The organism is Pseudovibrio sp. SCP20 (assembly GCF_057774105.1).
Window position 1 is genome coordinate 1,288,178 of sequence record NZ_JBYMDH010000001.1, and the last position, 18,106, is coordinate 1,306,283.

Sequence of the window (18,106 nt, forward strand, 5' to 3'; positions counted from 1 at the left end):
TCAGCACTATTGAATTCCGAAGGTCTTGGAGGCCTGTTCGACGTTGTCGGGTATTTTTATCAGTTTTGAAGGCGGTGAAGGCGCCGGTAAGTCGACTCAAATCCAGCGCTTACGCGACAAACTCGCGGCCAAAGGAATTGAAGCTGTCACCACACGCGAACCCGGCGGTTCACAAGGCGCTGAGCTCGTTCGCGAAGTGCTCCTGTCAGGCGCAGCAAAAGACTACGGTGTCACTGCCGAAGCCGTTCTGTTTGCAGCAGCCCGTGCTGACCACATCGACACACTCATCAAACCGGCGCTCGAGGACGGCAAATGGGTTCTGTGTGACCGCTTTGCAGACTCATCCCGCGTTTATCAGGGTGAATCTGGCGTACCCACACCAACTGTAGAAGCTCTGCAGCAAGTTGCTATCGCTGGTCACAAGCCGGATATGACGTTGCTCATTAACGTAACGCCCGAAGTTGGCTTGGCCCGCGTCTCAAAGCGCACAGCTCCAGTTGAGTTTGATGGACCAGATCGGTTTGAAACAGATACATTGGATACGCACCGCCGCCGACAAGAGCTGTTTCTGGAAATGGCCCGCAATGAGCCAGATCGCATCGTGGTGATTGACGGCGACCAGCCTCAGGATAAGGTAACCGATGACATCTGGCAGGCAGTACAGGACCGCTTCGCTGAGCAGATCCTGCAGGAAACAGGCGAACCTGACGCAAACAGGGAAGGGTGAGTATGGCCAAAGCTCCCATAATCGAAGAAGTCCCTGAATTTGACGAGGTCGACGGCCTGCCGCTCCCACGCGAGCAAACACGTCTTTACGGCCATGAATTGGCTGAGACAGAACTGCTTGACGCCTATAGATCGCAGCGGTTTCATCATGCTTGGATTCTCGGTGGCCCCAAAGGCATCGGTAAAGCCACGCTTGCATTTCGTTTCGTACGCTTCATCCTTGAACATCCTGATCGCTTTTCAACGCCTGTTATGGCAGCCAACAGCCTGTACGTTCCACCAGAAAGCCATAATGCACAAATGGTTGCCGCAGGTTCCCATGCAGACCTTCTGCATTTACGCCGTCCGTGGGATTTGAAAGGCAAACGATTCAAACGAGATCTTCCGGTCGATGAAGTGCGTAGGACGACAGGTTTCTTCGGCTCTACGGCAGCTGGTGGTAACTGGCGTATCTGTATTGTTGATTCTGCCGATGATATGAACCAATCCGCTGCAAACGCGCTCCTCAAAATCCTTGAAGAGCCGCCAAAACAGTCCTTGTTCATTCTGCTCTCCCACAATCCAGGTCGGTTGCTGCCAACAATCCGTTCCAGATGCCGCAAACTCACCATGCGCAAATTGGAAGAGCCGATGATTGAGCATGCCCTTACAGAAATGGGATGTGGTCCATCCGGCAACACAGATGCCCTTCACACGCTGGCTGATGGGAGCTTACGTCAGGCAGCACTGGCTGCAAACGGCGGTGCGCTGGATATAGCGCAAGAGTTCACCGGGCTGGTTGAAACCATCACAAATCTGGACATGATCCGTGCGCATGGCTTTGCAGATAAGATTGCAGCACGCGGTGCAGAGGATGCCTGGAACACATTTTTGGAGCTTGCGCGCACATTCTTGAGCAATCAACTGCGTAAAGATGCAAGCACAAAGCCGGATGCGCTTGTCAGGTGGGCTGACTTGTGGGAAAAGGTTGGCCGCGCTGCTTCAACGGCAGATGCTTTAAACCTCGATCGGAAGCAAGTTGTGTTGACTTTCCTCGTTGACCTGCGGAAAGCAAGCTCTAGCTGACGTACGACTGTTATCTTTGAGCCAACACTCAAAGAACTTTCCAGATTTAGATCCCGGATCAAGAGATCACCTTAGGATATGACAGAAAAATCGCCTTTCTATATTACAACGGCAATTTCCTACCCAAATGGTGAGCCGCATATCGGCCACGCCTACGAGGCAATTGCAACTGACGTGCTGGCCCGTTTCCAGAGACTGGATGGCCGTGAAGTACACTTCCTGACTGGTACGGACGTACACGGCCAGAAGATGCTTCAGACCGCCGTCAAGGAAGGCATGTCACCATCAGATCTTGCTGACAAGAACTCCAAACTCTTCCGCGAAATGGTGGAGATGCTTGGCTGTTCCAACGACGATTTCATTCAGACCAACGAAGAGCGTCATTACAAATCCTGTCAGGCAATCTGGCAGAAAATGGCTGACGCTGGCGACATCTACAAAGACAGCTACGCCGGTTGGTACTCCGTTCGCGACGAAGCCTACTATCAGGAAGGCGAGACGGAAGTTCGTGAAGACGGTGTTCGCTATGGCCCTCAGGGTACACCTGTTGAATGGGTTGAAGAGGAAAGCTATTTCTTCCGTCTCTCAGCTTACGAAGACAAGCTGATTGAGCTTTACGAGAAAAACCCTGACTTTATCGGTCCAAACGCACGCCGCAACGAAGTGATGAGCTTCGTAAAAGGTGGCTTGAAAGACCTTTCTATCTCTCGCACCACCTTCGACTGGGGCATCCCGGTTCCAGGTGATGAAAAGCACGTTATGTACGTTTGGGTCGATGCACTGACCAACTACATCACCGCGCTTGGCTATCCTGATATGGACGGCGATATGGCTAAGTTCTGGCCTGCAAACGCTCATATCATCGGTAAGGATATCATCCGCTTCCACGCAGTGTACTGGCCAGCATTTCTGATGTCTGCTGGTGTTCCATTGCCTGAGCGCGTGTTTGCGCACGGTTTCCTCTTCAACTCCGGTGAGAAGATGTCCAAGTCTCTGGGCAACGTGATCGCACCGCGTGATCTGGTGGAAACCTACGGTCTGGATCAGATCCGCTATTTCTTCCTACGTGAAGTTCCATTCGGTCAGGATGGCAACTACAACCACGAAGCAATGGTGAACCGCATCAACGCTGACCTTGCCAACGATATTGGCAACCTGGCTCAGCGGTCGCTCTCCATGATCTTCAAGAACTGTGAAGGCAAATTGCCGGTTCCTGGCGAATTCTCCGCTGATGATATGGCGATCTTGCAGCAGGCTGATGAGATGCTTGAAAAGTGCCGTGGCTTCATGGCTAAGCAAGAAATCCATCACGCTCTGGCGTGCGTCTGGTCAACCGTTGGCGAAGCAAACCGTTACTTCGCTTCTCAGGAGCCGTGGGCACTGAAGAAGACCGATCCAGAACGCATGGCCACAGTGCTTTACACCACCGCAGAGATCATCCGTCAGGTTGGTATTTTGGCGCAGCCAGTCATGCCGACTTCTGCAGGTAAACTGCTGGATCTGCTGGTGCTTTCCGACGATGAACGGTCATTTGCGCAGCTGGGTGAAGCTGGCCGTCTGCAAGGCGGTCGTGAACTGCCGAAGCCACAGGGCGTGTTCCCACGCTATGTTGAGCCGGAAACTGCAGAATAAAACGCCAATCTATCTGGCTTGAAGGGGAGGCGCATGAGCCTCCCTTTTTTATGAGGGAGATGCACTGGCATTTCCCGCGAGGGATATCACAAGAGGTCGGTAAGGCCTATTGACAGAATCGCGCTGGAGGCGCTCTTGCTGTGACCATGTTAGTTGATAGTCATTGTCATCTGGATTTTCCGGATTTCGCAGAAGAACGCGACCAGATCATCGAGCGCGCCCACAAAGCAGGCGTCAAGCTGATGGTCACCATCTGTACGCGCGTCCGCAAGTTCGAGCAGATCAAAGAGATCGCAGAAGCCTACGACAGCGTTTATTGCTCCGTTGGAACTCACCCGCATCAGGCAGGGGAAGAGACCGACGTGACTGCAGAAGAACTGATCGAACTTTCCAAACACCCCAAAGTGGTCGCAATCGGTGAAGCTGGTCTGGACTATTTCTATGACAACGCATCCCCGGAAGATCAGGAAAAGGTCCTGCGCACGCACATCAAAGCAGCGCGTGAAACCCAGTTGCCGTTGGTAATTCATAGCCGCGATGCTGACGACGATATGATGCGTATCTTGGAAGAAGAAATGAAAGTAGGAGCCTTTCCAGCACTGCTTCACTGCTTCTCCTCTGGCAAAGAACTGGCAATGAAGGGCCTTGAGCTTGGCCTTTACGTGTCCTTCTCCGGCATTCTCACATTCAAGCGTTCCACAGAGCTGCGTGAGATCGCAGCGGAACTGCCAATAGATCGCCTTCTTGTTGAAACAGACGCACCGTATCTTGCTCCGCAACCATGGCGCGGAAAGCGCAATGAGCCAGCTTATGTGGCACACACCAACAAGGTACTGGCAGAAGCTCTCGGTGTTTCAGAAGAAGAGATGGCTGAAGCCACGACACAAAACTTCCTGCGCCTGTTTTCCAAGGTGCCACAGCCAGCGTGATTGGCTAGACTGACGCGGATCGTATTGCCACTATTCTTTGAGAGGACCAATGACCAGCAATTTTAAGGTCACCATTCTGGGCTGCGGCTCATCGACCGGCGTGCCACGGATTGGCGGAGATTGGGGTGTCTGCGATCCCAATGAGCCCAAAAACCGCCGCCGTAGATGTGCACTGCTGGTCCAGAGGTTCTCCGAGACCGGCACCACCACCATTGTCGTTGATACCGGCCCAGACTTACGCGAGCAAATGCTGGCTGCTGGTGTTACGCATGTTGACGCTGTCCTGTACACTCATGCCCATGCAGACCACTTGCACGGCATCGATGATCTGCGCTTTTTTGCACTCATGCAGCGCGCCAAAGTACCTGTCTACATGGATGAGTTCACGTCAAAGCGCGTCCGGTCAGCCTTTGACTATTGCTTCGTGACACCACCAGGCTCCGGCTATCCACCAATCTTGAGTGAGAACCGGCTGACCGACGGAACACCGGTTACCATTGACGGAGCAGGGGGACCAATCACTGCTCTGCCATTTCTCGTTCATCATGGTGATATTGATGCCCTTGGCTTCCGTTTTCAGGATCTGGCCTACACGCCAGATGTCAACGACATCCCGGAAAGCAGCTTTCATGCATTGAAGGGGCTGGACACATGGATCATCGATGCACTGCGTGAGAAACCGCACCAAAGCCACTTCTGCGTTAATGATGCGCTGGAGTGGATTGAGCGGATGAAACCGGCAAACAGCATCCTCACCAACTTGCACTGTGATTTGGATTATCAGCGATTGAAATCACAGTTGCCTGAGAACGTGTCTCCCGCTTTTGATGGCCGGGCAGTCGAATTTCCTGCACATGCGACGGTTTAAAGCCGTCGCATTTTTTATGATACCTACACAGAATCATTACTTGCCACGGCTCCGCTTTTTGTGCTGATATAGATATATCAGTGGCGCGTGCGTGATAAATATATTTTTCAAGCCGGTTTAGTCGGCTCACTCAACATCAGACATAAACTTATAAAATACAACAGGTTACAGACATTTTCTGTAGCATCACATATATTTTATGCTTAGATATTTTATGTTTGAAATAATTCAAAAAACCTGTCACGCTTGTCCCAAGTTGAAATTAGGCGCTTGCAGCCTGAGGGGGAGAGAGCAATGAAAGTCGCATGTCTTGGAGGCGGCCCGGCAGGTCTTTATTTCGCAATCAGTATGAAACTCCGTGATCCTCAACATGAGGTCACAGTCATTGAGCGGAATAAGTTTGACGACACCTTTGGATGGGGTGTTGTTCTTTCAGATGAGACGCTGGACAACTTCAAGGCTAACGACGAAAAGAGCGCAGAAGCCATTCGCGCTCACTTTGCCTACTGGGATGATATCGCAGTCCACTACAGAGACACCTGCCATGTCTCTAGTGGTCACGGCTTCTGCGGCATTGGCCGCAAGCAGCTGCTTCTGCTCCTTCAGGACCGGGCGCGCGAACTTGGCGTGAACATGGAGTTTGAGCGGAACTACACCAGCGCCAAAGAGTTCATGGGCGACTACGATCTCGTTGTTGCAGCAGATGGTCTGAACTCCACCAGCCGCACCGAGTTTGCTGAACACTTCAAACCAGACATCGACACCCGCAAATGTAAGTTCGTCTGGCTCGGCACGCACCAAAAGTTCGACGATGCCTTCACCTTTATCTTTGAAGAAACAGAGCACGGATGGATTTGGGCACACGCCTATCAGTTTGACGATGATACCGCGACCTTCATCGTAGAGTGTACCGAAGAGACCTACGAAGCATTCGGCTTCGCAAACATGAGCCAGGCAGAATCCTGCCGAACCTGCGAAAAGATCTTCGAAAAGCATCTCGGCGGCAATGAGTTGATGACCAACGCGAACCACATCCGCGGTTCCGCATGGATCAACTTCCCACGTGTTCTTTGCGAAAAGTGGTCTCACGAGAACCTCGTTCTGATGGGCGACGCTGCTGCAACCGCGCACTTCTCCATCGGCTCAGGCTCAAAGCTTGCCATGGAAAGTGCAATCGCACTGGCAGACTACCTACACAGCGAAAAGTCCGTTCAGGATGCTTTCCAGAAATACGAGGACGAGCGCCGCTTGGAAGTGTTGAAACTCCAGTCCGCAGCACGTAACTCTCTCGAATGGTTTGAGAACGTTGAACGCTATCTGCATCTGGATCCCGTCCAGTTCAACTACTCACTTCTAACCCGCTCTCAGCGTATCTCTCACGAGAACCTTCGCGAGCGCGATGCGGAGTGGTTGGGAACTGCAGAAGGCTGGTTCCAAAATCAGGCTGGTGTATCTGACACCGACAATGCACCGCGCCCGCCAATGTTTGCGCCGTTCAAACTGCGCGAGATGGAACTGAATAACCGCGTGGTTGTTTCTCCAATGGCGCAGTATAAAGCGGAAAACGGAACTGTTTCTGATTGGCATCTGGCCCACTACGGCGAACGCGCCAAAGGCGGTGCTGGTATGGTGGTCGTGGAAATGACCTGTGTGAGCGCAGATGGTCGTATCACCCCAGGCTGTCCGGGCCTTTATGCGCCGGAACATGAGAAGGCGTGGAAACGCATCACAGGTTTTGTCCATGAACACAGCCACGCAAAAATCTGCTGCCAGCTCGGCCATGCGGGACCAAAAGGGTCAACTCAACTCGGTTGGGAAGAGATGGACGCACCTTTGAAAGACGGCAACTGGTCTCTGCTCGCAGCTTCTCCAGTTGCTTGGTCTGAACGCAACCAGACACCAAAGCAGATGGATCGTGCGGACATGGACCGCGTGAAAGACGAGTTCGTGAACGCAGCCAAAATGGCAGATGCCTCAGGTTTCGACATGATCGAAGTCCACTGCGCCCACGGCTATCTGCTGTCGTCCTTCATCTCACCGCTCACCAACAAGCGCGAAGATGAGTATGGCGGTTCTCTCGAAAACCGTATGAGATACCCACTGGAAGTCATCAAAGCCCTGCGTGAAGCATGGCCACAGGACAAACCAATGTCTGTGCGTATCTCCGCAACAGACTGGGTCGAGGACGAAGGACTTACTCCGGAAGAAGCCGTTGAAATCGCACGCATGCTCGATGCAGTTGACGTTGATATCTGTGACGTATCCGCAGGCCAGACCAGCACACGTGCACAGCCCGTGTATGGCCGCATGTTCCAGGTGCCGTTCTCAGACCGCATCCGCAACGATGCCGGCATGAAAACCATGGCAGTAGGCAACATCTACGAGCCAGACCACGTGAACTCGATCCTAATGGCAGGTCGCGCAGATCTTGTCTGCCTGGCACGTCCACACCTGTCAGATCCGTATTGGACCCTGCACGCAGCGGCAGAACTTGGTGACAAAGGCGTTTACTGGCCAGAACCATATCATGCAGGTCGTGACCAGTTGTACCGTCTGGCAGAACGCGCCGAGACCATGAAAGTTCGCGTGTAAGGAAGAGCAGTTTGGAAAAGCATGCAGTCATAACAGGTGGTGGGACAGGCGTTGGGGCCGAAATTGCCCGCCACCTCGCGGGGGCCGGAGTAAAGGTCACCGTGGCAGGACGCAGACGCGAGCCGCTTGATCTGGTCGCAAGCGCTAACAGCCGCATTAAGGCGGTGACAGCAGACATCACAGATGTGGTGTCCGTTGCCCAACTGTTCGAAAAGGCTGTTGAGGCAAACGGTCCAGTCAACATCGTGATTGCCAATGCGGGCGCAGCTGAATCTGCACCATTTGGCAAGATTGACCGGGACGGTTTCCAACGCATGCTCGACATCAACCTGACTGGTACATTTCTGACCTTCCAGAAGGGGCTGGAGCATCTGAAAGGGCAGGAGTTCGGACGCTTGATAGCAATCGCTTCAACAGCAGGTCTGCGTGGGTATTCCTACGTCTCTCATTATGCCGCTGCCAAGCATGGGGTTGTCGGCATGGTCAGATCACTTGCTCTTGAACTTGCCAGCAAGCCTTTTACGGTCAATGCTGTGTGTCCTGGATTCACAGAGACCCCAATGTTGCAACGCTCAATTGAAAACATCATGCAGAAAACCGGAATGAACGAAGAGCAGGCCCGCGCTGCGCTCTATAAGGACAACCCGCAGCAGCGTTTTATCCAGCCGGATGAAGTCGCCGCAACGGTTGCTTGGCTCATCAGCGACGGCGCCCGTTCAGTCACCGGACAATCCATTTCGGTATCAGGAGGCGAGACCCAATGACAGCCTCTCAGGAAATGCTCAAAGCAAACAACGCAACCGATGACAAATCCCGTGTTCGCCTCTGGCTGAGGCTACTTCGTGCCTCTCGCGCAATTGAAAGCGAACTGCGGGAACGGCTGCGCACCACATATAACGTAACTCTGCCGCGCTTTGATGTGATGGCAGCACTGTACCGGGAGCCAGAGGGCATGCTCATGTCTCAGCTCTCAAAATACCTGATGGTATCCAACGGCAACGTTACCGGCCTCATAGATCGCCTGACCACGGACGGGTTAGTTCAGCGCACATTGAGAGACGGCGACCGCAGAACCTCGGTTGTTCTGCTCACCAAAGCTGGCAGAGAAAATTTCGAGCAAATGGCCGCAAGTCATCGTGAATGGATCAACGAGCTTCTCTCGCACTTTTCTCCGGAAGAAGCTGAAACACTTGCCGAGACCCTGAAGGTATTCGCCAGCGATTGGGAGGGGGAGGCCCGATAATGCTAACAACCTACAAAATGGCGGATCTGCAGCCAAAACATTTCCTCTGGCGCATGGAAGGCGACGTCGCAATCATCCAGCTTGACCGCCCGGACCGCAAAAACCCGCTGACTTTTGAGAGCTATGCCGAACTGCGCGATACATTTCGCGATCTGGTTTATGCCGATGACGTCAACGCAGTGGTGATTGCCTCCAATGAGGGCAACTACTGCTCTGGTGGCGATGTCCATGACATCATCGGACCGCTTGTCTCCATGGACATGAAGGATCTGCTGAAGTTCACCCGCATGACCGGTGATCTGGTCAAAGCCATGATCAACTGCACCAAGCCAATCATTTCAGCTGTAGACGGTATCAGCGTGGGTGCAGGTGCTATCATGGCAATGGCTTCTGATCTGCGCATTGGCACACCTGATGCCAAAACCGCCTTCCTGTTCACCCGCGTTGGCCTTGCTGGCTGTGACATGGGCGCATGCGCCATTCTTCCACGCATCATCGGACAAGGCCGTGCAGCCGAGCTGCTCTATACAGGCCGTTCGATGAGCGCAGAAGAGGGCTACACTTGGGGCTACTTCAACTCCATGTCCACCTCTGAAGCCTTGGAAGCCGATGCCATTCGCATGGCGCAGCGCATCACCGCCGGTCCAAACTTTGCCCATGGCATCACCAAGACCCAGCTCAATCAGGAATGGAACATGGGTCTGGATCAGGCCATTGAGGCTGAAGCACAGGCACAAGCCATCTGCATGCAGACCAAAGACTTTGAAACTGCCTACAAGGCTTTCGTAGCAAAAGAAAAACCGGTTTTCGAGGGAGCGTAAATGGCTGACACCACCTTCCTCACATGGCCGTTTTTTGAAGAAAAACACCGAGAGCTGGCCGAAGCTATTGAAACTTGGTGCTGCGAGAACCTTCCCGCAGACCACTCTGACACGGATGCTGCCTGTATCAAGCTCGTAAATGATCTTGGTACCGCAGGCTTCCTCAAGCTCACTGCCGTTGATCCAGCAGATCCCAAACCGCTGGATGTCCGCAGCCTGTGCATCATGCGCGAAACTCTGGCCCGTCATGACGGCCTGGGAGACTTCGCCTTTGCCATGCAGGGCCTTGGGACAGGCGCTATCAGTCTGTTTGGCACCCCGGAGCAGCAGCAGTGGCTCAACAAGACCAGAGCAGGTCAGACACTTTCTGCCTTTGCTCTGACAGAACCAGATTCCGGCTCTGACGTTGCAAACATAGTGCTATCAGCCATCCGCGATGGCGATGATTATGTGCTCAACGGTGAAAAGACCTGGATTTCCAACGGTGGCATTGCTGGCCTTTACGTTGTCTTCGCAAGGACGGGCGAAGCACCGGGCGCTAAAGGCATCAGCGCCTTTATCGTACCAGCAGATACACCGGGCCTGACCATTGAAGAACGGCTCGATGTCATGGCACCACATCCGCTGGCGCGGTTGGGCTTTAAGCAACTGCGCATTCCTGCTGCAAACCGCATTGGAGGTGCTGGAGAGGGCTTCAAGATTTCAATGTCGGTTCTGGATGTCTTCCGCTGCACTGTTGGCGCTGCCGCTTTGGGCTTTGCCCGCCGCGCATTGGAAGAAGCTGTTGCCCGCGCAACAACCCGCAAACTGGGTAGCGGCGTTCTGGCAGATATGCAGATGGTGCAGGGTCATTTGGCGGAAATGGCCATCGATATTGATGCATCCGCACTCCTGATCTACCGCGCAGCCTGGACGAAGGATATGGGCGCTGCACGGGTGTCCCGCGAAGCGGCCATGGCAAAGCAGTTCGCAACAGATCAGGCACAACAAATTATTGATAAGGCAGTACAAATCCACGGAGGCGAGGGCGTCCGTTCGGGCAATACTGTCGAAAAACTTTATCGCGAAATCAGAGCCCTTCGCATTTACGAAGGTGCCTCCGATGTTCAAAAAATAATAGTAGCAAGGCAATTGCTTTCTCAGGAGGGGAGAAATGCTGGGACCAAGCGCACACAAGGACACCTTCACAAGGGACAGGCTGCCACCAGTTGATCAGCAGCCAGTTTTTCAGCTGGAGGGGTTTGAGTACCCAGACTACATCAACGCCGCAGTAGAGCTGACCGACAAAATGGTCGAGCGCGGATTTGGTGACAACATTGCTCTCATCGGCAATGGCAGGAAACGCACTTATAAGGAGCTTGCGGACTGGACGAACCGCATCGCCCGCGCCCTGCAGGAAGATTACGGTATCGAACCGGGTAACCGCGTTCTGATCCGTTCAGCCAACAACCCGGCCATGGTCGCCTGTTGGCTTGCTGCCACAAAAGCTGGCGCAGTGGTGGTCAACACCATGCCCATGCTGCGTGCTGGCGAACTGAGCCAGATCGTCGACAAGGCCGAAATCAAACTCGCCATGTGCGATCTGCGCCTCATGGAAGAGATGGAACTCTGCCTTAAGCAGAACGACCACCTGACCAAGATCGTCAGCTTTGATGGCACTGCCAACTTCGCTGGAGAGCTAGACAAGGCTGCTCTGTCAAAACCAGTACAGTTTGATGCCGTTAAGACGGGTAGGGACGATGTCTGCCTCCTGGGCTTTACATCCGGTACTACCGGTCAGCCCAAGGCAACCATGCACTTCCACCGCGATCTGCTGATCATCGCAGATGCCTACGCCAAGGAAGTGCTGGACGTGCAGCCAACAGACATTTTCGTCGGCAGTCCACCTCTGGCATTCACGTTCGGTCTTGGTGGTCTGGCGATCTTCCCGCTGCGCTTTGGTGCAACTGCAACCCTGCTGGAAACGGCTGGCCCGAAGCAGCTCATTGAAATTATTGAGACCTACAAGGCGACCATTTCCTTCACGGCTCCAACAGCTTACCGCGCCATGATGGCCGCCATGGAGGAGGGCGCAGACCTGTCCTCGCTGCGTATCGCGGTTTCAGCGGGTGAAACACTGCCTGCCCCTGTTTTCGAACAATGGAAGTCTAAAACCGGCATTCCAATGCTGGACGGAATTGGCGCAACGGAAATGTTGCACATCTTTATTTCCAATCACTTGGAAGACGCCAAACCGGCCACTACTGGCCGCGTAATCAAAGGCTACTCTGCAAAGGTGGTGGATGAGGAGATGAAGGAGGTTCCACGCGGTACAGTTGGCAAACTGGCTGTAAGAGGACCGACAGGCTGCCGGTACATGCAGGATGACCGACAGCAGAAATATGTGCGTGAGGGCTGGAATTTAACAGGAGATGCCTTTTATCAGGACGAAAAAGGCTACTTCCACTTCGCAGCTCGCGCAGACGACATGATCATCACGTCCGGTTACAACGTTGCCGGGCCTGAGGTCGAGGCTGCTTTGCTAAGCAGCCCGGAAGTGTCCGAGTGTGCAGTTATAGGCGTGCCTGATGAGGATCGGGGACAGATTGTCGAAGCACATGTGGTGCTGGTGGAGGACCACCCACAAGATGCAGAAGTCATCAAACGTCTTCAGGACTATGTAAAATCTACTATAGCGCCTTATAAATACCCTCGTTCACTTAAACTGGTAGATTCGCTACCAAAAACCGCGACTGGGAAAATTCAAAGATTCCGCCTGAAGGAACAACCGGTCGAGGATAAATCAGGGGAACTTATATGAAAAAACTCGTTTCAGCCGGAGTAGCCGCCCTTCTGTGTTGTACAGCTGGCGTGGCGCAAGCCGAAGTCAAAATCGGCATGATCACCACCTTGTCAGGCGGTGGCTCCACACTCGGTATCGACGTCCGCGATGGCTTTGAGCTCGCTCTCAAACAGGCAGGCGCTTCCGATGTTAAGCTGCTGGTAGAAGATGACGCCCGCAAGCCGGACGTTGCCAAAAAATTGGCAGACAAGTTCATTCAAAAAGACAAGGTTGATATTCTGACCGGCATTATCTGGTCTAACCTTGCCATGGCGGTTGTTCCATCAGCCACCCGCAAAGGAACTCTTTACGTCAGCCCGAATGCAGGCCCATCTGCACTGGCGGGTAAAGCATGCCACGAGAACTACTTCAACGTGGCTTGGCAGAACGACAACCTCCACGAAGCAATGGGGTCGCACGCCAACAAAGCTGGCTACAAAAAGACCTTCATTCTGGCACCAAACTACCCAGCTGGTACAGACGCTCTGAAGGGCTTCAAGCGTATGTACAAGGGTGAGCTGGCAGGTGAGCTCTTCACCAAGCTCGGTCAGGACGATTACGCTGCAGAAATCGCACAGATCCGCGCGTCCGGTGCTGACAGTGTGTTCTTCTTCCTGCCAGGCGGCATGGGCATTGCGTTCATGAAGCAGTACGCCCAGTCCGGCGTTGATGTGCCTGTCATGGGTCCGGCCTTCTCCTTCTCGCAGGACATTCTGCCTGCGATCGGCGATGCAGCCCTTGGCGTAGCAAATTCCTCGCAGTGGGGTAAGGACATCGAGAGCGAAGTAAACGCCAAGTTCGTCAAAGGCTTCAAGGAAGCTTATGGCCGCTTGCCATCACTTTACGCATCTCAGGGCTACGACGCTGCAAACCTGATCCTCTCTGCAATGGCGAAAGCTGATGTGAACGACAAGGACGACTTCCGCGCAGCACTGAAAGAGGCAGACTTTGCTTCCGTACGCGGTGATTTCAAGTTCGGCAACAACAACCACCCAATTCAGGACATTTACGTCCGTGAGGTGATTAAAGAAGACGGCCAGATCACCAACAAAATCGTTGGAGTCGCAATCAAAGGCCATCAGGATGCTTACGCATCCAAGTGCCGCATGAAGTAAGTCAACTTATTGAACTAACAATATTAATCAGCGGGGAATCCCAATTCTTCTCCGCTGATCCCCTCATACTGATCTGATAATGAAAAAGAAGCCTCGGGAATATCATAAATGACGGCAGCTTTGATTTTTGAGCAGATATTGAACGGGCTGCAATTCGGTCTCACTTTGTTTCTGATGGCAGCTGGCCTCACGCTGGTGTTCGGCGTGATGGGCCTGATCAACCTCGCTCATGGCTCGCTTTATATGATCGGTGCCTTTTGTTGCGCTTGGATCACTCAGCAGACCGGCTCTTTCTGGCTGGGTCTGGGCGGTGGTGTCCTTGGAGCAGCAGCAGCAGGCGCTCTCATCGAAATGCTTGTCATCCGCAGGCTTTATGACCGCGATCACCTGGATCAGGTGCTCGCAACCTTCGCACTCATTCTCATTTTCTCCGAAGGCACCCGTATGGTGTTCGGCTCCATGCCGCTTTACCTCAACATCCCTGAGGCAATGAGCGGAACCGTAGCCTTGCCGGGCGTGGAAGCCTATCCGGTCTACCGCCTGTTTATCATTCTGGCGGCACTGGCCGTTGCTGTGCTCCTATACATGCTCATTTCCAAAACACGCCTTGGCATGCGGATCCGCGCCGGTGAAAGCGACCGCGAGATGATCGCAGCCCTCGGTGTTGATATCAAAACGCTTTACACCATTGTCTTCGCTCTGGGTGCTGCGATCGCTGGCCTTTCTGGAACGCTCGTCGGCGCACTACGCTCTGTTCAGGTTGGCATGGGCGAGCCTGTTCTCATTCTGGCTTTCGTGGTCATCGTCATTGGCGGCATTGGCTCCATCAAAGGCGCCTTGATCGGCTCTATCCTGATTGGTCTGGTCGACACGCTTGGCCGCATTTTCCTGCCGGTTATTCTGAAGTTCTTCATGGAAAACGCCAGCGCGAACAGCGTTGGAGCAGCTCTGTCGTCTATGCTCATCTACCTGATGATGGCTGGCATTCTGGCAGTAAAACCAAAGGGGCTCTTCAATGCAGCAAACTGATACAGCTCCTCAATCTGTCACCATGCCTAAGTTCAACCGTGAAACCATCGTCAACATCGCCGTTATGGCAATCCTGCTGGCGCTGCCTCTGTGGGCGTCGTCCATTGGCGAGGACTACTACGTCAATCTGGCAAGCCTGATCACCATCTTCGCCATCGCTGGCGTAGGCCTCAACTTTGCCATCGGGCAGGGCGGCATGGTCAGCTTCGGCCACGCAGCATTCTTTGGGATTGGCGGCTACACCACTGGCATTGCAGCCTTTCACAGCTTTGAAGAAACGCTCTTCATGGCCATGCCTTTCGCCATTTCCGGCACCAATCAGATGCTCCTCATTTGGATTGTCGCTATGGTGCTCTGTGGCCTAGCTGCACTTGCAATTGGCGCAATTTCCTTGCGTACCGAAGGCGTCTACTTCATCATGATCACTCTGGCATTTGCCCAGATGATCTACTATTTCGCCATCTCCTGGCCCACCTACGGCGGTGAAGACGGCCTGTCCATCTACCTGCGCAACGAGCTGCCTATGGTGGATGCAGAAAACGCTCTGACGTTCTTCCTTATCTGCTTCATTCTGCTGCTTGGCTCCATCTTTGTCTCCGCTCGCTTATCAGGCTCCCGCTTCGGCGCAGCCCTTGGCACGGCGCGGATGAACGAGACCCGACTGGCGACATCCGGCATCGATCCATTCCCGATCAAACTCACAGGCTTTGTCATCTCCGCGATGATCACCGGCCTAGCTGGCGCACTGTTTGCCGAGCTGAACGGCTTTGTAGGCCCTTCAATGCTCTCCTGGCACCGTTCCGGCGAGATCATGGTGTTTGTCATCCTCGGCGGCGTAGGGCGCCTCTACGGCCCTGTTATCGGCGCTGCGCTTTTCGTGCTGCTGGAAACCTACATCGGCGAATGGACAGAACACTGGCAGCTGCTGCTCGGCTTCGCCTTGCTCGGTGTCGTTCTCTTCGCCCGAGGTGGTGTGATGGGCTTGATTGCAGGGAGGGCGCGCCATGACTAAACCTGTTCTTGAAGTCAAAGGCCTACATAAAAACTTTGGCGCTCTTCAGGCCACGAAAAACGTCAGCCTGGACCTGAAACCTAATGAGTTTCATGCTCTTATCGGTCCAAATGGTGCAGGTAAGTCAACACTCATCGGACAGATTGCAGGCTGGATCACACCAGATGCTGGCAGCATCTATCTGGATGGAGAAGACGTAACTACCGAGACAGTCGCCAGCCGCTCCCGCAAGGGGTTGGGACGCAGCTTTCAGGTCTCTTCACTGGCAATGGAAGTAAGTGCACGCCGCAATGTGATGCTCTCTGTGCAGGCCAGTCAGGGCTCCAGCTTCCGGTTCTGGAAGCAGACCAAATCCGATCAGGAACTGAGGGAAACCGCGGGAAACTGGCTGAAAAAGGTCGGCCTTGGCGGACGTGAGGATATCGCGGTCTCTGAACTGTCTCACGGCGAGCGCCGTCAGGTGGAAGTGGCTTGTGCTTTGGCTCTGAAGCCCAAAGCGCTGTTGCTGGACGAGCCTATGGCAGGTCTCGGCCCGACTGGCTCAGTACAGCTCACTGAATTCCTTGAGGAAATCCGCCCGGAGATCCCGATCCTGCTCATTGAGCACGACATGGATGCTGTCTTCCGTCTGGCTGACCGTATCACGGTTCTGGTCGGCGGTGCAGCTATTCTGTCAGGTTCCGTCGACGAGATCCGTGCTAGTGCGTTGGTCAGAGAAGCCTATCTCGGGGAGGAAGCTTGATGCTGTTAGAAGTCAAAGGCTTGGAAGCCCATTATGGCGCGGCACAAGCGCTATTCGGCGTAAACCTCACCGTCAACGAAGGTGAGATGGTGGCGATGCTTGGCCGCAACGGCATGGGCAAGTCGACTACGATCAGCTCGATTTGTCAGATGGTTACACCAACCAAAGGCACCATCGAGTTCCGCGGCCAAAGCCTGAACCGCATGTCCAGCCACAAGGCTGCTCGATTGGGCTTGGGGCTGGTGCCGGAAGGGCGCCGCTGCTTCCCAAACCTGTCCGTTCTGGAAAACCTCACTGCCGCTGCACGCAAAGGCGAGTGGATACTAGACCGCGTTTACGACCTGTTTCCGCGGCTCAAGGAGAGGAAAAACCAGAGTGCCAACACCCTTTCTGGCGGTGAGCAGCAAATGCTCGCTATCTCCAGAGCCCTGATGACAAACCCGAAACTGCTGATCCTTGATGAAGCAACGGAAGGTCTGGCGCCGGTGGTCCGCGGGGAAATCTGGCAGGCCATCGCCAAGCTGAAGAAGGAAGGACTGTCCATCCTCATCGTCGATAAGACCTTGAAGGAGCTCCTGCCACTGGCGGATCAGGCCGTCATTTTGGAAAAGGGCGAGTCCGTCTGGGCGGGACGTCCGGATACGCTCACCGAGGAAATGAAGGACAGATACCTTGGTCTTTGAACGCACGATAAAAGTGGCATTCCAGCACTGCGATCCAGCTGGAATTGTCTTCTATCCCCGCTACTACGAGATGATCAATCAGGTCACCGAGGAGTGGTTCGAGCAATCGCTCGGGGCGTCGTTCGTAGACATCCATATAAATCAAGGGGATGCAGTCCCCACCGCAAAGATCGAAACAGAGTTCAAAAAGCCGAGCAAGCTTGGCGACACACTCTTATTCACGCTTCAGGTGACAAAGCTGGGCCGTTCCAGCGTCCACCTGGAGTTCACGGTGACATGCGAGGACGAGCTTCGTCTCACCAGCCGCTCGGTCATTGTCCACGTCAAAGGCGAAGACAAAAAGCCAGTGAGTTGGCCGCAAACCATTAGAAAACAAATGGAATTTTTCCTGAAGGAAGAGGGACCTTCATGACAACACAACAAGCACTGTTCAAACATCTCCAGCCAGAAGGTTGGAAACCAGCCTCTGGTTATGCCAATGGCATCATGGCGGAAGGCACTCCGATCTTTCTAGGCGGACAAATCGGCTGGAACGCACAGCAAGTATTCGAGAGCGATGACCTCGTCGATCAGATCAAGCAAACACTTGAGAACATTCGCGAAATCCTCGCCGTTGCAGGCGCGAGACCAGAGCATGTGGTGCGTCTGACATGGTATGTGGTCGACAAGAAGGACTACACCGCGCGTCTGCGCGAAGTCGGCGAAGCCTATCGCTCTGTGTTTGGGCGTCATTTCCCGTCCATGACCATGATCCAGGTGGCTGATCTGGTGGAAGATCAGGCCAAGGTGGAAATTGAAGCAACAGCAGTGCTGCCAAAAGCGGGATAA

18 protein-coding genes are annotated in these 18,106 nt (G+C 53.9%); all 18 read left to right on the plus strand.

The window, feature by feature from the left end:
• The first annotated feature begins 43 nt into the window (after positions 1–43).
• The 18 genes from tmk (at position 44) to AC3CB2_RS05760 (ending at position 18,106) form a co-directional block, all read left to right on the plus strand.
• Positions 44–727: a dTMP kinase gene (gene tmk / locus AC3CB2_RS05675; RefSeq protein ID WP_352930244.1), complete on the plus strand. Its 684-nt coding sequence runs from the start codon at positions 44–46 to the stop codon at positions 725–727.
• A gap of 2 nt (positions 728–729) precedes the next feature.
• Positions 730–1,791 (plus strand): DNA polymerase III subunit delta', encoded by a 1,062-nt coding sequence (locus AC3CB2_RS05680; protein ID WP_352930241.1) that lies wholly within the window; start codon positions 730–732, stop codon positions 1,789–1,791.
• Positions 1,792–1,869: 78 nt separating this feature from the next.
• On the plus strand, positions 1,870–3,423 hold the full coding sequence (gene metG, locus AC3CB2_RS05685) for a methionine--tRNA ligase (RefSeq protein WP_352930238.1): 1,554 nt from the start codon (positions 1,870–1,872) through the stop codon (positions 3,421–3,423).
• A gap of 146 nt (positions 3,424–3,569) precedes the next feature.
• Positions 3,570–4,352, plus strand: coding sequence for a TatD family hydrolase (locus AC3CB2_RS05690; RefSeq protein WP_352931745.1), 783 nt, complete (start codon positions 3,570–3,572; stop codon positions 4,350–4,352).
• 49 nt (positions 4,353–4,401) lie between these two features.
• On the plus strand, positions 4,402–5,220 hold the full coding sequence (locus tag AC3CB2_RS05695; protein ID WP_352930235.1) for an MBL fold metallo-hydrolase: 819 nt from the start codon (positions 4,402–4,404) through the stop codon (positions 5,218–5,220).
• A gap of 294 nt (positions 5,221–5,514) precedes the next feature.
• Positions 5,515–7,812, plus strand: a complete 2,298-nt coding sequence (locus tag AC3CB2_RS05700) for a bifunctional salicylyl-CoA 5-hydroxylase/oxidoreductase (protein WP_352930232.1) — start codon at positions 5,515–5,517, stop codon at positions 7,810–7,812.
• An 11-nt stretch (positions 7,813–7,823) separates the two neighbouring features.
• Complete coding sequence (locus AC3CB2_RS05705; protein ID WP_352930229.1) at positions 7,824–8,576, plus strand: SDR family NAD(P)-dependent oxidoreductase; 753 nt, start codon at positions 7,824–7,826, stop codon at positions 8,574–8,576.
• Positions 8,573–9,055 carry a MarR family winged helix-turn-helix transcriptional regulator gene (locus AC3CB2_RS05710; protein WP_008546910.1) on the plus strand — a complete coding sequence of 161 codons (483 nt, stop codon included), beginning with the start codon at positions 8,573–8,575 and terminating at the stop codon, positions 9,053–9,055. The genes AC3CB2_RS05705 and AC3CB2_RS05710 overlap by 4 nt, the downstream gene beginning before the upstream one ends.
• Positions 9,055–9,876, plus strand: coding sequence for an enoyl-CoA hydratase family protein (locus tag AC3CB2_RS05715; RefSeq protein ID WP_014285710.1), 822 nt, complete (start codon positions 9,055–9,057; stop codon positions 9,874–9,876). The genes AC3CB2_RS05710 and AC3CB2_RS05715 overlap by 1 nt, the downstream gene beginning before the upstream one ends.
• Positions 9,877–11,088, plus strand: coding sequence for an acyl-CoA dehydrogenase family protein (locus AC3CB2_RS05720; RefSeq protein WP_352930225.1), 1,212 nt, complete (start codon positions 9,877–9,879; stop codon positions 11,086–11,088).
• On the plus strand, positions 11,030–12,676 hold the full coding sequence (locus AC3CB2_RS05725; RefSeq protein ID WP_352930222.1) for an AMP-binding protein: 1,647 nt from the start codon (positions 11,030–11,032) through the stop codon (positions 12,674–12,676). The genes AC3CB2_RS05720 and AC3CB2_RS05725 overlap by 59 nt, the downstream gene beginning before the upstream one ends.
• Positions 12,673–13,812, plus strand: coding sequence for an ABC transporter substrate-binding protein (locus tag AC3CB2_RS05730; protein ID WP_352930219.1), 1,140 nt, complete (start codon positions 12,673–12,675; stop codon positions 13,810–13,812). Before AC3CB2_RS05725 ends, AC3CB2_RS05730 begins: the two co-directional genes overlap by 4 nt.
• Before the next feature lie 108 nt (positions 13,813–13,920).
• The gene (locus AC3CB2_RS05735; RefSeq protein WP_352930217.1) at positions 13,921–14,841 is read left to right on the plus strand and encodes a branched-chain amino acid ABC transporter permease; all 921 of its coding nucleotides are present in this window, start codon (positions 13,921–13,923) and stop codon (positions 14,839–14,841) included.
• Positions 14,828–15,853 (plus strand): branched-chain amino acid ABC transporter permease, encoded by a 1,026-nt coding sequence (locus AC3CB2_RS05740; protein ID WP_352930214.1) that lies wholly within the window; start codon positions 14,828–14,830, stop codon positions 15,851–15,853. Before AC3CB2_RS05735 ends, AC3CB2_RS05740 begins: the two co-directional genes overlap by 14 nt.
• Complete coding sequence (locus AC3CB2_RS05745) at positions 15,846–16,595, plus strand: ABC transporter ATP-binding protein (protein WP_352930211.1); 750 nt, start codon at positions 15,846–15,848, stop codon at positions 16,593–16,595. The genes AC3CB2_RS05740 and AC3CB2_RS05745 overlap by 8 nt, the downstream gene beginning before the upstream one ends.
• Positions 16,595–17,278, plus strand: coding sequence for an ABC transporter ATP-binding protein (locus tag AC3CB2_RS05750; protein ID WP_352930208.1), 684 nt, complete (start codon positions 16,595–16,597; stop codon positions 17,276–17,278). The genes AC3CB2_RS05745 and AC3CB2_RS05750 overlap by 1 nt, the downstream gene beginning before the upstream one ends.
• The gene (locus AC3CB2_RS05755; RefSeq protein ID WP_352930205.1) at positions 17,268–17,690 is read left to right on the plus strand and encodes an acyl-CoA thioesterase; all 423 of its coding nucleotides are present in this window, start codon (positions 17,268–17,270) and stop codon (positions 17,688–17,690) included. The genes AC3CB2_RS05750 and AC3CB2_RS05755 overlap by 11 nt, the downstream gene beginning before the upstream one ends.
• Complete coding sequence (locus AC3CB2_RS05760; protein ID WP_352930202.1) at positions 17,687–18,106, plus strand: RidA family protein; 420 nt, start codon at positions 17,687–17,689, stop codon at positions 18,104–18,106. The genes AC3CB2_RS05755 and AC3CB2_RS05760 overlap by 4 nt, the downstream gene beginning before the upstream one ends.

Excerpts from the sequence above, each read along its gene's own strand:
- AC3CB2_RS05680 (WP_352930241.1), top strand. The coding sequence starts at position 730 with ATGGCCAAAGCTCCCATAATCGAAGAAGTCCCTGAATTTGACGAGGTC.
- metG (WP_352930238.1), top strand. The coding sequence starts at position 1,870 with ATGACAGAAAAATCGCCTTTCTATATTACAACGGCAATTTCCTACCCA.
- AC3CB2_RS05690 (WP_352931745.1), top strand. The coding sequence starts at position 3,570 with ATGTTAGTTGATAGTCATTGTCATCTGGATTTTCCGGATTTCGCAGAA.
- AC3CB2_RS05695 (WP_352930235.1), top strand. The coding sequence starts at position 4,402 with ATGACCAGCAATTTTAAGGTCACCATTCTGGGCTGCGGCTCATCGACC.
- AC3CB2_RS05700 (WP_352930232.1), top strand. The coding sequence starts at position 5,515 with ATGAAAGTCGCATGTCTTGGAGGCGGCCCGGCAGGTCTTTATTTCGCA.
- AC3CB2_RS05710 (WP_008546910.1), top strand. The coding sequence starts at position 8,573 with ATGACAGCCTCTCAGGAAATGCTCAAAGCAAACAACGCAACCGATGAC.
- AC3CB2_RS05715 (WP_014285710.1), top strand. The coding sequence starts at position 9,055 with ATGCTAACAACCTACAAAATGGCGGATCTGCAGCCAAAACATTTCCTC.
- AC3CB2_RS05720 (WP_352930225.1), top strand. The coding sequence starts at position 9,877 with ATGGCTGACACCACCTTCCTCACATGGCCGTTTTTTGAAGAAAAACAC.
- AC3CB2_RS05725 (WP_352930222.1), top strand. The coding sequence starts at position 11,030 with ATGCTGGGACCAAGCGCACACAAGGACACCTTCACAAGGGACAGGCTG.
- AC3CB2_RS05730 (WP_352930219.1), top strand. The coding sequence starts at position 12,673 with ATGAAAAAACTCGTTTCAGCCGGAGTAGCCGCCCTTCTGTGTTGTACA.
- AC3CB2_RS05735 (WP_352930217.1), top strand. The coding sequence starts at position 13,921 with ATGACGGCAGCTTTGATTTTTGAGCAGATATTGAACGGGCTGCAATTC.
- AC3CB2_RS05740 (WP_352930214.1), top strand. The coding sequence starts at position 14,828 with ATGCAGCAAACTGATACAGCTCCTCAATCTGTCACCATGCCTAAGTTC.
- AC3CB2_RS05745 (WP_352930211.1), top strand. The coding sequence starts at position 15,846 with ATGACTAAACCTGTTCTTGAAGTCAAAGGCCTACATAAAAACTTTGGC.
- AC3CB2_RS05750 (WP_352930208.1), top strand. The coding sequence starts at position 16,595 with ATGCTGTTAGAAGTCAAAGGCTTGGAAGCCCATTATGGCGCGGCACAA.
- AC3CB2_RS05760 (WP_352930202.1), top strand. The coding sequence starts at position 17,687 with ATGACAACACAACAAGCACTGTTCAAACATCTCCAGCCAGAAGGTTGG.